The organism is Rhizobium sp. CC-YZS058 (assembly GCF_034720595.1).
In the GTDB taxonomy this organism is placed as follows: Bacteria; Pseudomonadota; Alphaproteobacteria; order Rhizobiales; family Rhizobiaceae; genus Ferranicluibacter.
The window spans coordinates 1310853-1325888 of the sequence record NZ_JAYESJ010000001.1 but is presented as its reverse complement, the minus strand read 5'-3'; the positions used below and the strand labels follow the sequence as shown (position 1 = coordinate 1325888).

At 65.8% G+C, this 15036-nt stretch carries 14 protein-coding genes and 1 pseudogene; 12 read left to right on the top strand and 3 right to left on the bottom strand.

Annotation, left to right across the window (positions count from 1 at the left end):
- Positions 1-24: 24 nt before the first annotated feature.
- Positions 25-768 (bottom strand): septum site-determining protein MinC, encoded by a 744-nt coding sequence (gene minC, locus U8330_RS06375; RefSeq protein WP_323104307.1) that lies wholly within the window; start codon positions 766-768, stop codon positions 25-27.
- 197 nt (positions 769-965) lie between these two features.
- On the opposite strand from minC, the gene U8330_RS06370 reads away from it, so the two are divergent.
- From U8330_RS06370 to U8330_RS06330, 9 genes are all read left to right on the top strand, one after another.
- On the top strand, positions 966-1832 hold the full coding sequence (locus tag U8330_RS06370; protein ID WP_323104306.1) for a DUF1206 domain-containing protein: 867 nt from the start codon (positions 966-968) through the stop codon (positions 1830-1832).
- A gap of 220 nt (positions 1833-2052) precedes the next feature.
- Positions 2053-2631: a flavin reductase family protein gene (locus U8330_RS06365; RefSeq protein WP_323104304.1), complete on the top strand. Its 579-nt coding sequence runs from the start codon at positions 2053-2055 to the stop codon at positions 2629-2631.
- A 69-nt stretch (positions 2632-2700) separates the two neighbouring features.
- Complete coding sequence (locus U8330_RS06360) at positions 2701-3609, top strand: LysR family transcriptional regulator (RefSeq protein WP_323104303.1); 909 nt, start codon at positions 2701-2703, stop codon at positions 3607-3609.
- 121 nt (positions 3610-3730) lie between these two features.
- Entirely contained in the window at positions 3731-4891 is a 1161-nt protein-coding gene (locus tag U8330_RS06355) for an ABC transporter substrate-binding protein (protein ID WP_323104302.1), read from the top strand.
- Positions 4892-5361: 470 nt separating this feature from the next.
- Positions 5362-6360 (top strand): ABC transporter ATP-binding protein, encoded by a 999-nt coding sequence (locus tag U8330_RS06350; RefSeq protein ID WP_323107212.1) that lies wholly within the window; start codon positions 5362-5364, stop codon positions 6358-6360.
- The gene (locus U8330_RS06345) at positions 6360-7313 is read left to right on the top strand and encodes an ABC transporter permease (protein WP_323104301.1); all 954 of its coding nucleotides are present in this window, start codon (positions 6360-6362) and stop codon (positions 7311-7313) included. The genes U8330_RS06350 and U8330_RS06345 overlap by 1 nt, the downstream gene beginning before the upstream one ends.
- A complete protein-coding gene (locus tag U8330_RS06340) occupies positions 7303-8118 on the top strand; it encodes an ABC transporter permease (RefSeq protein WP_323104300.1) in 816 nt (271 codons plus the stop codon). Before U8330_RS06345 ends, U8330_RS06340 begins: the two co-directional genes overlap by 11 nt.
- Before the next feature lie 34 nt (positions 8119-8152).
- Entirely contained in the window at positions 8153-9580 is a 1428-nt protein-coding gene (locus tag U8330_RS06335; protein WP_323104299.1) for a gamma-aminobutyraldehyde dehydrogenase, read from the top strand.
- Between the two features lie 70 nt (positions 9581-9650).
- Positions 9651-9857 (top strand): hypothetical protein, encoded by a 207-nt coding sequence (locus U8330_RS06330; RefSeq protein WP_323104298.1) that lies wholly within the window; start codon positions 9651-9653, stop codon positions 9855-9857.
- Positions 9858-9901: 44 nt separating this feature from the next.
- Here the strand turns inward: U8330_RS06330 and U8330_RS06325 are convergent, their stop codons facing one another.
- Entirely contained in the window at positions 9902-10657 is a 756-nt protein-coding gene (locus tag U8330_RS06325) for a DUF2243 domain-containing protein (RefSeq protein WP_323104297.1), read from the bottom strand.
- A gap of 94 nt (positions 10658-10751) precedes the next feature.
- On the bottom strand, positions 10752-11582 hold the full coding sequence (locus U8330_RS06320; RefSeq protein WP_323104296.1) for a manganese catalase family protein: 831 nt from the start codon (positions 11580-11582) through the stop codon (positions 10752-10754).
- A 168-nt stretch (positions 11583-11750) separates the two neighbouring features.
- Between U8330_RS06320 and U8330_RS06315 the strand changes: the two genes are divergently transcribed.
- From U8330_RS06315 to U8330_RS06305, 3 genes and pseudogenes are all read left to right on the top strand, one after another.
- Positions 11751-12635, top strand: a complete 885-nt coding sequence (locus U8330_RS06315; protein WP_323104295.1) for an MBL fold metallo-hydrolase — start codon at positions 11751-11753, stop codon at positions 12633-12635.
- 248 nt (positions 12636-12883) lie between these two features.
- Positions 12884-13939, top strand: a pseudogene (locus U8330_RS06310) (LLM class flavin-dependent oxidoreductase).
- 200 nt (positions 13940-14139) lie between these two features.
- Positions 14140-15024, top strand: a complete 885-nt coding sequence (locus U8330_RS06305; protein ID WP_323104294.1) for a PhnA-like protein — start codon at positions 14140-14142, stop codon at positions 15022-15024.
- Positions 15025-15036 lie beyond the last annotated feature (12 nt).

Sequence of the window (15036 nt, the reverse complement as noted above, 5' to 3'; positions counted from 1 at the left end):
TCTCCTGTTGCTGGCCGTTCTGGCTCAATTGAGTTTCTCTGCCTTGATCGCATCGTCTTCGAGCCAGAGCTGCACGGGCTGGCCGCGCAGGCTGGGCGAAATGTCTTCGGCCACCTTGTAGACACCATCGATCGCCACCAGCTCGGCTTCGAGCTTTCGGCAGAAGATGCGCGCCCCGGCATTGCCGATCGATCCCGCCATGGCCCGGCCGCGCAGCGTGCCGTAGATATGGACGGAGCCGCCGGCGATGACTTCGGCGCCGGAAGCGACGGACCCGATCACGGTCACGTCTCCTTCTGTAAAGATCACGGATTGCCCGGACCTTACGGGTTCGTTGATGACGAGTGACGGAGACGACGGCCGCATCTCCGAAGCCGGCGGTTCGATGACGCGCGGCGCTTCCGCCGCGTCCGCCGGCTCGGCCGGATCGCTCTGTTTCACCTCGAAATCGGAGGCCGGACGGCCGCCCTTGAGCGCCGGCGGCATGCCGGGGCTGATCAGCGACGGCCGCGCGCCCTCGATGCCCATGATGCTGACATTGCGGGCGGCGAGCTCGGCGAGCAGTGCCTTCAGACCCGCCTTGTCGAGCTGCAGATCGGCGACATCGAGCACGGCCGGACGGCCGAAAAAGAAGCCAGCCGAACGGGCAGCGAGATCGTCAAGCCGCACAAGCCATTGATCCAATGGCAGATCCGGCGAAAGGACGACGGCCAGGAAGGAACGGCCCTTGATACGGATGGAGCGGGGATCTGTTAGCACTTCGTTCATCGAGGTTAAGAAATCGTTGCCATGTTCTAGGGTTGGAATGGTTAACAAAGGATTAACCATCCTGGCCTGCCCCAGGCTGGAGCCTTGTGCGATTCTTACGTGTTAGCCGCAGTTGACGCTTAGAAAATGGAACCCAGCCGCCTCGATCACGTTTCGTTGAGCCGGCTTGAACCCGCCGGCGGAAGCTGGAGACTGCCATGAACCCCCTTGGAATGCACAAGACGGAGATGCTCGCCAAGCTCGGCTACAGTGCACGCGGAATCGTTTACCTGCTGGTCGGCGCCATGGCGCTGTTCGGATCGATCGGCGGAGGCCGCAATGTCGATTCGAAATCGGCGCTCGACATCATCCTCGAACAGCCGCTCGGCTGGATCTGGCTCGGGCTCGTGGCGCTCGGGCTGCTCTGTTTCGTCCTCTGGCGTGTCGTCCAGGCCGTCTACAATCCGGATCGCCAGCCGGACAGTTCCAAGGGCTATGCCATTCGCGCCGGCCTGGCGGTCAGCGCCGTCACCTATCTCAGCCTGGCGCTCTATGCAGCCGGCCACGCGTTCTCGCTGTCGCTCGGCAGCGATGGCGGCGGCAGCGGCGAGGAAAGCCTTGCCGCCTGGCTGATGAGCCAGCCCTTCGGCCGACTCCTCGCCTTCCTTGCCGGCCTTGCCATCATCGGTGCCGGCATCGCGCAGATCGGCAAGGGCGTGAAGAAGGGCTACAGCAAATATATCTCGATCCCGCTCGACAAGCGCGCCATCCTGGAGCCGGTCTGCACCTTCGGCCTGCTCGCCCGCGGCGCCGTGTTTCTTATCACTGGCGTCTTCTTCCTCTATGCCGCCTGGCGGGTGGATCCGAGCCAGGCCGGTAGCCTTGCCGATGCGATGGACTGGGTCCGTGCCCTGCCCTTCGGCGGCATTCTCTATGCGATCGCGGCCCTCGGCCTCTTTGCCTTCGGCATCTACAGCCTGATCGAAGCGCGGTATCGCCATATCGCCCGCGTCGATCCGACCGCCGTGCCGAAGGAAATGGCGAGCAAGCTCGGCGTCAACACGGCCACTCTCGGCCCGCGCTGAGGGTCCTGAGAACCGACCTTACGAAGGGCGTGGCTCTATCGGCCGCGCCCTTCGTCCGTTGTATCGGGCCGCAGCGTTTCTCGCCTTGCAGGAGCAACGCAAAACCATTCCCCACAAGCCGTCCTTGGCGACCTTCTTCTTCTTTGTCTACAAAATTGATAGGCTATAGCGTGGCATCAACCGCTCCGTGCCGCCGGCACAATCTTGAGAAGGATGATTCATGAGCTCCGCGCGCCTTGCCCACACCCCGGCCCACACCCTTGTCCCGTCCGATTTCTCTGCAGATCCCATCGCGAAACTCGCCCGCTCGGCCCCGCCGGCCGATGCGCCGGAGCGCCTGAAGTCGATCATGCGCCATGTGGCGGCCACCGTCTCGGTGGTCACCGCGGGGCATGAGGACCGGACCGGCGCCACGGTGACCTCGGCCACCGCGCTCAGCGTCGACCCGGCACGGATGATCGTCAATATCAACCGCACCTCTTCCACCTATCCGGTCATTCTCCGCCACGGGCATTTCTGCGTGAACATCCTCTCCGCCGCGCAGCAGGAGATCGCCGACCGCTTTGCCGGAAAGGGCGGGCTGAAAGGGGCAGAGCGGTATGAGGGGGCGGCCTGGACGACGCTCGCCAGCGGCGCGCCGGTGCTGCTCGCGGCGCTGGCGGCGGTCGATTGCGAGGTCGAGGAGATCATCGAGCGCCACAGCCACGGCATCATCATCGGCCGCGTGGCGGCTCTGGCGGAGACCGGCGGCACGCCGCTTCTCTACCGCCAGGGCGCCTATGGCGGCTTCGTGGCCTGACGCACAGAGAGACGCGATTGACGTCATCGAGCCGCTTGCCCCGCGAGCTTGCTCTTGGGATAAGCGGGGATGGCCTTCACGCTCCGCCAGCTGCAATATTTCGTCGCCGTGGCCGAACAGGGTTCGGTCACCCGCGCGGCGCAGAACCTGTCGATCTCCCAGTCCTCGATCACCGAGGCGATCAAGGAGCTGGAGACCGATCTCGGCGTATCGCTGTTCGAGCGACATCCGCGCGGGCTGCACATCACCCATAACGGCCACCAGTTCCTGCGCCATGCGACCAAGATCCTCGCCGGCGTGCAGGATGCCCGGCGGTCCTTCGGCGCGGTCGAGGAACGCGAAGGCGGAAAACTCAATCTCGGCGTCACCTCGCTCGTCGCGGGCTATGTGCTCTCCGACCTTCTCGCCCGATTCCGCCGCGCCTGCCCGCGCGTCGATGTGAGCGCGATCGAGGACAATGGCTCCTATCTCGAACATCTGCTGATCGGCGGCGAGCTGGATGTGGCGGTCATGGTCATTTCCAACCTGCGCGACCGCATGGCCCTGCAGGCGGAGATCATCGAAACCTCGCCCTATCGGCTCTGGCTGCCGCTCGGCCATCCGCTGGTCTCCGCCGATATCATCTCGATCGCCGATGTCGCGCGCGAGCCCCTGATCATGCTCACCGTCGACGAGATCGAGGAGAACACGGGCAAGCTTCTGACCGCGCTCGGCGCCAGGCCGCATGTGGCCTTTCGCACGCGATCGGTCGAGGCGGTGCGCAGCCTGGTCGCGACCGGCGCCGGCATCGCACTGCTGCCGGATCTGGTCTACCGACCCTGGTCGCTCGAGGGCGACCGGATCGAAAGCCGGGACGTGTCGGGCGCCCTCCCCGTCGTCCAGGTCGGCATGGTGTGGCGCAAGGGATCGGGCCTGCCGCAATCGGCCCGCGACTTCATCGGCGTCGCCGAAGCGCTGCGCAGCGGCCGAGCGCGCTAACCATTCGGAATTTCCGATATCGCCGTTCTGTTAAATGAATTTGCGAAGGCTCGGAAGGCGAGGCACCTTTTGCCTGGGAACGAACGAGCCGCCAAGCGGCCGCCAAACCGGGAGCCGACCGATGATCAAGATCCTCAAATCCTGTACTGCGCTTGCCCTGTCCATGAGCCTCGCCACCGCGGCGATTGCCCAGGAACCGCTCAAGGAGCTCGGAAAGGGCGAAGGCGCGCTGTCGATCGTCGCCTGGGCCGGCTATATCGAGCGCGGCGAAACCGACAAGAATTACGACTGGGTCACCGGCTTCGAGAAGGAGACCGGCTGCAAGGTCTCGGTGAAGACCGCCGCCACCTCCGACGAAATGGTGGCGCTGATGAACGAGGGCGGCTTCGACCTCGTCACCGCGTCCGGCGATGCCTCGTTGCGCCTCGTGGCCGGCAAGCGTGTCCAGCCGATCAACACCGACCTCATCCCGTCCTGGAAGACGCTGGACGCCCGCATGCAGGACGCGCCCTGGCACACGGTCAAGGGCGTGCATTACGGCGTGCCCTATGTCTGGGGCCCGAACGTGCTGATGGTCAACACCGAGGCCTTCAAGGGCGAGCTGCCGAAGAGCTGGAAGGTGGTCTTCGAGGAGATGACGCTGCCGGATGGCAAGTCGAACAAGGGCCGCGTGCAGGCCTATGACGGGCCGATCCATGTGGCCGATGCCGCCAACTACCTGATGGCCCACAAGCCCGAACTCGGCATCAAGGACCCCTACGAACTCAACGAGGAGCAGTACAAGGCCGCGCTCGACCTTCTGCGCGTCCAGCGCACGCTCGTCAGCCGCTACTGGCACGACGCCATGATCCAGATCGACGACTTCAAGAACGAAGGCGTCGTCGCCTCCGGCTCCTGGCCGTTCCAGGTGAACCTGCTTGAGGCCGAGAAGCAGCCGATCGCTTCCGTCTTCCCCGAGGAAGGCACCACCGGCTGGGCCGACACGACCATGCTGGCCGCCGAAAGCGAACACCCGAACTGCGCCTATCTGTGGATGGAGCATTCGCTCTCGCCCAAGGTCCAGGGCGATGTTTCCGCCTGGTTCGGCGCCAACCCCTCCGTCGGTGCGGCCTGCAAGGGCAATGCGCTGCTGACGGACGAAGGCTGCAGGACCAATGGCTACGAGCAGTTCGACAAGGTGAAGTTCTGGAAGACCCCGGTGACCAAGTGCGCCAGCCAGGGCGAATGCGTGCCCTACCACCGCTGGGTTTCCGACTATATCGGCGTCATCGGCGGCCGATAAAGGTTGCCCCTCGACGGCAGACCGATGCGGCGCCTGACCCAAGATTGTCATCCTCGGGCTTGTCCCGAGGATCTAACCACGCCGCTCCGGACAATCAGCCTCGATCCCAGCCTCTCCACCGGCAGATCCTCGGGACAAGCCCGAGGATGACGGAGAGGTGACGGAAGGGGCCCTGGGGGAGAGACAGCAGCGACGTGAGGCAAAGGCGACGGGATGCGAAAAGATCGGCGGCGCAGAAGAAGCAAGGAGGCGGCTCACCGCTCGACCGTCATCCTCGGGCTTGTCCCGAGGATCTAATCACGCCGCTCCGGACAATCGGCCTCGATCCCAGCCTCTCCACCGGCAGATCCCCGGGACAAGCCCGAGGATGATGGAAGGTTCCGTGGAAGTTCCGGCCTTGAGCGGCTGGATGGCCCGGCAGGAAACAACCCTGGCGCGTGTGCCGTCACAGACCCATTTGAGAAGGAGCCATCATGACTGCTGTTCTGTTCCAGTCCGTGTCCCGCCACTTCGGCGCGGTGCGCGCGGTGGATGGGGTGGATCTGGCAATTGCCGAGGGCGAGTTCTTCGCCATGCTCGGTCCTTCCGGCTCCGGCAAGACCACATGCCTGCGCCTGATCGCCGGCTTCGAGCAGCCGACGGCCGGACATATCGAGATCTTCGGCGAAACGGCGGAAGGCGTCCCGCCCTATCGCCGGGCGGTCAATACCGTGTTCCAGGACTACGCGCTCTTCCCCCACCTCACCATTCTCGACAATGTCGCCTATGGATTGATGGTCAGGGGTATCGGAAAGGCGGAGCGGCGACGCCAGGCAGAGGAGGCGCTCGCCATGGTCGCCCTGCCCGGCTATGGCGCCCGCAAGCCCGGCCAGCTTTCCGGCGGGCAGCGCCAGCGCGTGGCGCTTGCCCGCGCGCTCGTCAACCGGCCGCGCGTGCTGCTGCTCGACGAGCCGCTCGGCGCGCTGGACCTCAAGCTGCGCGAACAGATGCAGGAGGAGTTGAAGAGCCTGCAGAAAAGCCTCGGCCTGACCTTCGTCTTCGTGACCCATGACCAGAGCGAAGCCCTCTCAATGGCCGACCGGGTTGCGGTCTTCAACGAGGGCAAGGTGCAGCAGGTCGGAACGCCCGAGGAAATCTATCGCCGGCCGAAGAGCCGTTTCGTCGCCGGCTTCGTCGGCTCCTCGAACATTCTTTCGCAGCGTCTCTGCGCCCGGCTGGGGCTCTCCGCGCCTGCCGCCAGCCTGAGGCCGGAAGCGATCACGCTCTCGGCACCCACCGCCGACGGGCTTGGCCTGCGCGGCCGGGCGGTCGGCGCCAGCTTTCTCGGCCCGGTCACGCGGCTGACGGTCGATTGCGAAGGCGAGCGCCTGATCGCCGCCCTGCCCGCCAGCGGACCGGTTCCGCCGGAAGGGAGCGACGTCACGCTCTCCTTCAACCGGCACGACCTGCATCTGATGGAGCGTGCGTGATGGCGGCGCTTTCGACCCCTCTTGTCGGGCGCGAGCCCCGACCGGGCCTTGCCGGACGGCTGTCGGATCTCTTCTGGCGGCGGCCGGGGCTTCTGCTTGCGCTGCTGCTGGCCCCGCCGCTTCTCTGGCTCGGCATCGTCTATCTCGGCTCGCTCGCGGTTTTCCTGGCGCAGAGCCTGTTCTCGATCGACGACTTCTCCGGTCTCATCACCTATGAGCCGACCCTCGCCACCTATGCCCAGCTTTTGACGGATGCCAATCTCGACATCATCCTGCGCACGCTGATCATGGCCGGTGCCGTCACGCTCGCCTCGATCGTCATCGCCTTTCCCATCGCCTATTACGCCGCCCGCTATGCGCAGGGCGTGTGGAAGGCCGTCTTCTATCTGGGCGTCATGCTTCCGCTCTGGTCCAGTTACCTCGTCAAGATCTATGCCTGGAAGCTGATCCTCGCAAAGGAGGGCATCCTCACCTGGGCCTTTGCGACACTGCATCTCTCGCCGCTGCTCGATGCGGTGCTGGCGCTGCCCGTCATCGGCGGCAATTCGCTGTCCGTCAGCTATCTCGGCACCTTCCTCGTCTTCGTTTATGTCTGGCTGCCCTTCATGATCCTGCCCATCCAGGCCTCGCTGGAGCGGGTGCCGGGATCGCTGATCGAGGCTTCGGCCGATCTCGGCGCGGATCCGCGCCAGACCTTCCGCCATGTCCTGCTGCCGCTTGCTCTGCCCGGCATCGTCGCCGGCTCGATCTTCACCTTCTCGCTGACGCTCGGCGACTATATCATTCCGCAGATCATCGGCTCCTCGCGGCTCTTCATCGGCCAAGCCGTCTATGCCCAGCAGGGAACGGCCGGCAATGTGCCGCTGGCGGCGGCCTTCACCGTCGTGCCGATCGTCATCATGGGCGTCTATCTCGCGGTTGCCCGGCGGCTGGGAGCCTTCGATGCGCTCTGATCGAACCGCCGAGACCCCGCTCGCGCTGAAACTCTCCGCCGCGCTCGGCCTCATCTTCCTGCATGGGCCGATCCTGCTCATCTTCCTCTATGCCTTCACCACCGAGGAAAAGAGCTATCGCTTCCCGCCGCCGGGGCTGACGCTGCAATGGTTCGCGGTGACCTGGAACCGCCCGGATGTCTGGGCCGCGCTGACACTCTCCCTGAAGGTCGCGACGCTCGCCACCGCCATCGCGCTGCTGCTCGGCACGCTCTGCGCCGCTGCCGTCTCGCGTTCGGCCTTCTTCGGCCGGGAGGCCGTATCGCTCTTGGTCATCCTGCCGATCGCGCTTCCGGGCATCATCACCGGCATCGCGCTGCGCCAGGCCTTCTCGCTGGCCGAGATCCCTTTCTCCTTCTTCACCATCGTGCTCGGCCACGCCACCTTCTGCATCGTCGTCGTCTACAACAATGCGGTCGCCCGCTTCCGGCGCCTGTCCGGCTCGCTGGTCGAGGCGTCGATGGATCTCGGCGCCAATGGCTTCCAGACCTTCCGCTACGTGATCCTGCCCAATATCGGCACGGCGCTGCTTGCCGGCGGTATGCTGGCCTTCGCGCTTTCCTTCGACGAGGTGATCGTCACCACCTTTACCGCCGGCCAGCAATCGACCCTGCCGATCTGGATGCTGGAGGAGCTGATCCGCCCCCGCCAGCGGCCGGTGACCAATGTCGTCGCCATGGTGGTGGTGCTCGTCACGCTGCTGCCGATCCTGCTTGCCTATTTCCTCACCCGCGACGGCGACCGCATTGCCGGCGGGGGAAAATAATGCCTTCTTCACCGACCATACTGGGAGATCGACCATGGATACGGACCTTCTGATCGGCGCACGTTTCGAGCCCGGCACCGAGGCCGAGGAGACCATCCTCAACCCCAAGACCGGCGAGACGATCCTCAGCCTCGCCGAAGCCTCGCATGCGCAGATCGATGCGGCGGTGGACGCGGCGGAAGCGGCCTTCACCGGCTGGTCGCGCACCACGCCCGCCGAGCGCTCCGCCTATCTCCTGAAGATCGCCGACGCCATCGAGCGCGATGCCGACGGGTTCGCCGCGCTCGAGGCGCTGAACTGCGGCAAGCCGATCAATGCCGTGCGCAATGACGAGTTGCCGGGCATCATCGACTGCTGGCGCTTCTTCGCTGGCGCCATCCGCATGCTGCACGGCCCCGTTTCGGCCGAGTACCTGCCCGGCCATACCTCGATGATCCGGCGCGACGCGATCGGCGTCGTCGGCTCCATCGCGCCCTGGAACTATCCGCTGATGATGATGGCCTGGAAGCTTGCTCCGGCACTTGCCGGCGGCAACACGATCGTTTTCAAACCTTCCGAGCAGACGCCGCTGACGGCGCTGAAGATGGCGAAACTGCTTGCCGATATCCTGCCCGAGGGCGTGGTCAACATCGTGCTCGGCCGCGGAGAGACGGTCGGCAATGCGCTGATCAACCACCCCAAGGTCGCCATGGTCTCGATCACCGGCGACATCGCCACCGGCAAGAAGGTGCTGACGGCGGCGGCCAAGACGGTCAAGCGCACCCATCTGGAGCTCGGCGGCAAGGCACCGGTCATCGTCTATGACGATGCCGATCTCGAGGCCGTCGTGTCCGGCATCCGCACCTTCGGCTATTACAATGCCGGCCAGGACTGCACGGCCGCCTGCCGCATCTACGCGCAGGACGGCATCTACGAGAAACTGGTCGCCGACCTCACCAGCGCCGTCTCCACCATCCGTTATGCCGGCGAGGACGACAGCCAGAACGAGATCGGCCCGCTGATCTCGCGGCGTCAGCGCGACAGGGTGGCGAGCTTCGTCGAGCGGGCGAGCGAGCTCGGTCATATGGAGGTCACGACCGGTGGCGCCAAGGGCAGCAGCGACGGCTTCTTCTTCCAGCCGACGGTAATCGCCGGCGCGCGGCAGGAGGACGAGATCGTCCGGCGCGAGGTGTTCGGCCCTGTCGTCTCCGTCACCCGCTTCTCCGAGTCCGAGCAGGCCGTTGCCTGGGCGAACGACAGCGATTACGGCCTCGCATCCTCCGTCTGGTCCAAGGATGTCGGCAAGGCCATGCAGGCCGCCGCCCGGCTGCAATATGGCTGCACCTGGATCAACACCCATTTTGCCCTGGTCAGCGAGATGCCGCATGGCGGGCTGAAGCAGTCCGGCTACGGCAAGGATCTCTCGGCCTATGCGCTGGAGGACTACACCGCCGTGCGTCACATCATGATCAACCACGGCTGAGCCTCCGACGAAACTTTGGCCTTGCGAAGGGGTTGATGTCTCGACCGACCCATTCGCAAGGAGACCGACGATGACCGAAAGCAAGAAACTGGCCGAGGAATATCTGCGCCTCGGCGGGCGCCGCAAGGCCAAGGTGGACGACAACATCGTCAGCACCCGTATCTGGGATGACGAGCCGGCCGAGGCGGATGCCTATTGGTCGGAGAATATCGCGCCGCTCGACGACAAGCGCCGCCGCGAGGTGGAGCTTCTGCTGCCGAGCATGAACGACGTCTGATCGCGTTCAACGAGACAGGGCTGTCGGGGTCCCGGCAGCCCGGTTCAGCCCTTGACGAGGGTTGCATCGAGACAACCGCCGCCCGGCGCGCCACCCACCAGCAAGGCACCGCGCAGGTAGAGCTGGAGCGGCCGCAAGCGATCGTCGAACCGGACCTGCCAGAGCCGCCCATCGGCACTGACCGACAAAACCGCTCCCCCTGCCGCCTCTACCGCAGCCATCTTTCCCCCTTCATCGAGACCGGCCCGAAACAGAACGGCTTGCGCGGCATCCGCCGGCGCCGGCCATAGCCCTGCGGCCCCGATCAGAGGCGTGGCGAAGGCCAGCAGCAGCATGGCCGGGAGCGGCCCACGCCCGTCCGGTCTGCGCCGCAGACTGAGGACACCGAGCGCGGCCGGCAGGACGCCGAAGACCAGCAGCCAACCAAGATCCCAGGCGAGCGGCGAAACCGTGTCCATCCGGATCCGATGTAGACCGAGCAGCCAGTGGGACAGCAGCGCATCGAGCCCATGCCAGACACCGAACCCAAGGGCTGCAGCGCCGAACATCTGCGACGCACCGAGCCGAACCCGGCGGCTGCGGTAGAGAAGCACAAGACCGATCAGGAGAACGCCATACATGGCGGCATGAAACAGCCCATCCGCCAGGATCTGCAGTTCGAGCTGCGAGGAGATCGCCTCGATCCCGGAGAGCAGATGATGCCATTGCAGGATCTGGTGCAGAAGCACCCCATCGAAGAAGCCCCCCAGCGCAAAGCTCAGCAGAGATGCCGCAATCAGGGGATGGTGGCGCGTGGTCATGCCCAGCTCCGCTCCCGTCGGTCATTTAGAGCGACGGCTGGATCGTCGAGGTCGTGAAGCGGCCGGCGCCCCGAGAGGCGCCGGCCAGCCTTCATTACGGGTTGATCTGTTCTTTCTGCGCGCCGCTCATTGGCTTGGCCGGGCCCAGCACCGGCTTCTGGCCAAGCGGCGTCGCCTGCTGCGGCTGGAAATTGCCCTTGCCGTCGATCGACTTGCCGTCCGACCAGCGCCCCGGAGCCGGCACGCTGCCATCGGCCATGAAGCCGAGCCAGGCATAGCTGAACTCCTGCTGTTCCTGATCCTGCGGGAAGCTGTTGGGGATCGGGAAGGCCCCGGTGGCGCCGCCCAGCTCCTCGAGCGCGGCCATCCACTGGTTCTGGTGCATGGTATCGCGCGCGATCAGGAAGGAGAGCATCTCCTTCATACCCGGGTCGTTGGTCATGTTGTAGAGCCGCACGGCCAGCACGCGGCCGGTCGATTCGGCTGCGATATTGGCCGTCATGTCGGCCGCGATATTGCCGCTCGCATAGATATGCGACATGTCGAAGGGCACGCCGTCGGAATCGACCGGCATGGCCGAAAGCCCGCTCGAGAGCAGGTTCTTCATGTTGATCCCGTTCAGCACCGAACCGCCGACGGAATCGGCGCTGATGTCTTCCTTGACGCTCAAAGGCGCTCCTTCGAGGTTGAGTGCCACGGCTGTTGCCAGCATCTCGATATGGCCGAACTCCTCGGTCGCCGTGTTCAGCAGCATGTCCCGGAATTTCGGGTTGCCGCGCGCGCCGCAGGCCTGGAAGAAATACTGCATGGCCACGCGAATCTCGCCTTCCACGCCGCCGATCGCCTGCTGCAGGGCACGCGCAAAGAGGGGATCGGGCGTCTCCACGCGGACCGGAAACTGAAGCTTGCCGTCGGTGTAGAACATAGAACTCTCCTTTGGTTGGGAGCCCGCCGAACAGGCGATGCCGAGCGAAGTTTCCGCCGCCGCTCAACTTTTCTCCGTTTCAGCTGCGTCCCTGCACGTCTGGAACCATCGCCCTCTCGGCCGGTTCGCCTCATCCCCTCTCGGCCCCATGCAACGAAGGAGACGGCGATGACCACGCAGCTTGGCCTCAGCGAGGAGGCCCGCGCGCCCCTGACCGACCCCGGCGACGGCACCCATGGCGTTCTGCCGGATCTTGCCCTGCGCACGCTCTCGATCGTCAACGTCCTCTTCTACGGCAATCCGGCGGAGGGTGGCCGGTTCGTGCTGATCGACACCGGCCTGCCCACCTCGGCCGATACGATCCGCGATTGCGTGGAGCGGCGCTTCGGGCGTGATGCCCGGCCGGAGGCGATCATCATGACCCATGCCCATTTCGACCATGCCGGATCGGTGGAGAGCCTGGCGCGCGGCTGGGACGTCCCGGTCTATGCTCATCCGCTCGAACATCCCTATCTCAACGGCCAGGCTTCCTATCCGCCGGCCGATCCGCTGGTCGGCGGCGGCGCCATGGCGCTGCTCTCGCCGCTCTATCCGCGCTCGCCGGTCGATGTCGGCGCGCGGCTGCACCGGCTTCCGGCCGATCTCTCCGTTCCCGGCATGCCGGGCTGGCAGTGGGTCCATACGCCCGGCCATACGCCAGGCCATGTCTCGCTCTGGCGCGAGAGCGACCGGACACTGATCGCGGGCGACGCCATCGTCACCACCGGCCAGGAATCTGCCTATGCGGTCATGACCCAACGTTTGGAAATGCACGGTCCGCCCCGCTACCTCACCCCGGACTGGATGGACGCGGAAGCGTCGGTCAAGCGTCTCTCGGACCTCAAGCCCGAGCTCATCGTGACCGGCCATGGCCAGCCGGTCCAAGGAGCGGAAATGCGCGAAAAACTCGCCCTCCTCGCCCGGGATTTCCGCGCGATCGCCGTGCCGGAAGGCGGGCATTACGATCGCAAGCCGGCCATGCCGGGCAAGAGCGACAGCGACGCCTATCGATAGCCCGGTCGGCAGCATCCTGCGCGATCACCTCTCGGCCAAAATCCCGGCCGGCGACATCGCCGCTCCCTGCGGACTTTTTCGCAGCCATGTCCTCACCGCCTTCCGGCGTCCGAGGCCGTGCGCTCCAGCCGTTCTGATGATGGGCCAATGCTTCGTTTGGCGAACAGTGCGTTCAAGGCGTGGCGCTGTCGGCAGCCCTCGATCCGTGCGAGACTGCGCCATAGCGACAACCGGCAAAGGGGATCATCATGACCAAGACAATCGGCTTCCTGTCCTTCGGCCACTGGGCGCCCTCGCCGCAATCGCAGACCCGCTCGGCGGGCGATGCGCTGCTGCAATCGATCGATCTGGCGGTGGCGGCAGAAGAGCTCGGCGCGGATGGCGCCTATTTCCGCGTCCATCATTTCGCCCGCCAGCTCGCTTCGCCCTTCCCGCTGCTTTCCGCGGTGGCTGCGAAGACGAACCGGATCGAGATCGGCACGGCCGTTATCGACATGCGCTACGAGAACCCGCTCTACATGGCGGAAGATGCAGGGGCCGCCGACCTCATTTCCGGTGGCCGGCTGCAGCTCGGCATCAGCCGCGGGTCGCCCGAGCAGATCATCGACGGCTGGCGCCATTTCGGCTATGCGCCGGCGGATGGCGAGGACGAGGCGGACATGGCGCGCCGCCATGCGGAGGTGTTCTTCGACGTGCTGCGCGGCGAGGGCTTTGCTGCGCCCAATCCGCGGCCGATGTTTCCCAATCCGCCCGGCCTCCTGCGCCTGGAGCCGCATTCCCCCGGTCTGCGGGATCGGATCTGGTGGGGCGCCAGCTCGAACGCCACTGCGGTCTGGGCGGCCAGGCTCGGCATGAACCTGCAGAGCTCGACCCTGAAGACCGATGAGAGCGGCAAGCCCTTCGCCGAGCAGCAGGCCGAGCAGATCCGCCTGTATCGCGACGCCTGAACGGCGGCCGGGCATAGCCGCACGCCGCGCGTCTCCGTCAGCCGCAGCATCTTCCCGCTGACCACCGACCGCGATATCGCCTATTTCGGCCGGCAGGGCGAGGGAAGCGACACGATCGGCTATCTCGACGCCACGACGCGGGCGATCTTCGGCCGCAGCTATGCCGCAGAGCCCGATCGTCTGGTGGCCGAACTGTTGAAGGACGAGGCGATCGCCGAGGCCGATACGCTGCTCCTGACCGTGCCGAACCAGCTCGGGGTCGCCTACAATGCCCATGTCATCGAGAGCGTGCTCACCCATGTCGCACCGGCACTCGGCTGGCAGCGCCAGACGCCTCCGCCGTTGCGGGCCGCGTGAGGTTCAGCCTTGCCGCCCACCGCGTCTCACTGCCGCCGCCGCAGGGAGATGCTGTCGGCGGCGCGCGGCCGAACCCGCACATTGACTCAAGGAATCTTAAACAGCGGGAACTTAAGCGGCAGCGCCGCGTTAAGGGGCGCTCACGTGGAACGGCAGGCGTAACGACGGCCGGCATGTGGGTCGAACGGTAAGGACCCGCCATGACAACACACATCAATTCTCCCGTCGGCACCGACACCTATGAAAGCGCTTCGGCGACGTCGGCTTTCCACAAAGTGTCGTGGGGCGCGATCTTCGCCGGCGTTGCGCTGGCGCTCGCCATCCAGTTTCTCCTGAACCTGCTCGGCGTCGGCATCGGCGCGGCCGTCCTTGATCCGGCAACGTCGGACAATCCGGCAGCGGGCACCTTCTCGATCGCCGGCGGCGTCTGGTTCATCGTGTCGGGCATCATCGCCTCCTTCATCGGCGGCTATATCGCCAGCCGTCTGTCCGGCCGTCCGAGCCGCTCCACCGGCGGCTATCATGGCGTCACCGCCTGGGCAGTGACCACACTCGTCGTTCTCTATCTCCTGACCACCTCGATCGGCACGCTGGTTGGCGGCGCCTTCTCCGGCATCACCAGTGTCGTCAGCGGCGTCGGCAGCACGGCAGCCACCGCTGCCACCGCAGCCGCCCCGTCGATTGCACAGAGCGCCAACCCGATGGCCGGCATCGAGCAGCAGATCCGTTCGGCAACCGGCAATGACCCGCAGGCCCTGCAGAGCGCCGCCGTGTCCGCCGTCCAGGCTGTCGTGACCGGCGACGAGGCCCAGGCCGAGGAAGCCCGCAACCGCGCCGCCGAGGCCGTTGCCCGCGCCCAGAACATCCCGGTCGACCAGGCTCGCCAGCAGGTTGCCCAGTATGAGCAGACCTACCGCGCCAATATGGAAGCCGCCAAGCAGAAGGCCGTCGAGGCTGCCCAGACCGCAACCGCCGCCGTTTCGGCCGGTGCGATTGCCGGTTTCGTCGCTCTCGCCCTCGGCGCCGTGGCAGCCTGGTTCGGCGGCATGGCCGGCACCAAGCGGCCCCGCGTCCGCGTCGCCTGAGGCGGCAAAGCA